The organism is Luteitalea sp. (assembly GCA_009377605.1).
Taxonomy (GTDB): domain Bacteria; phylum Acidobacteriota; class Vicinamibacteria; order Vicinamibacterales; family Vicinamibacteraceae; genus WHTT01.
Genome location: WHTT01000305.1, coordinates 1 through 608, shown reverse-complemented (window position 1 = coordinate 608; position 608 = coordinate 1). Strand labels below are relative to the sequence as shown.

1 protein-coding gene is annotated in these 608 nt (G+C 64.0%); it reads right to left on the bottom strand.

The window, feature by feature from the left end; all coding sequences use genetic code 11:
• The coding region (locus GEV06_29055; protein ID MPZ21888.1) for a hypothetical protein at positions 1-608 on the bottom strand (608 nt) is incomplete at both ends.

Below are 608 nucleotides of genomic sequence, written 5' to 3'. Positions count from 1 at the left end.
CGGCGCGCGTGACATCCGGCTCGATGTCATACGCGAGAACCAGCCGATCGCCCAACCGGAACTTGATGACGTCCATGTAGAGATCGATGAACGCCAGCTCTTCCGCCAAGCTCCGCACGCCCCTCGGTGCATCCTGCAGGGTCAAGCGAAGCAGGTCCCCCAGCGCGATCACCATGCGCCGAGCCGTGGATGGCTCCTCGCCAATCAGCCCAGCGATCGTGTGCAGGCTGTTGAACAGAAAGTGCGGGTGCAGCTGCGTACGCAAGGCATCCAACCTCGACACGGCAAGCTCTCGCTCCAACTGCAGCGCGCGTGTGCGCTCGGCGCGGAAGTCGTTGAGCACGTGCCACGCCTGCAACCCCATGAGCAGGCCCACCCCGAGCAAGAATTCGCCGACGAAGTTGATGTACCCGTGACCGATGGCGGTGCCGAGCGTCGGCACGGTGTCGCGGTACGGAAAGTACGTCCAGTACACGATCGCCATCTGGACGACGGAGACAATCAGCGACACGATGGCGGCGACGGCCAGGAGCCGTGCTGTCTGTCGCGGCCAGGATCCCTGATTCAGCGGAAATCGCCGCACATAGCGCATGAGCAGCGGCAGCGTC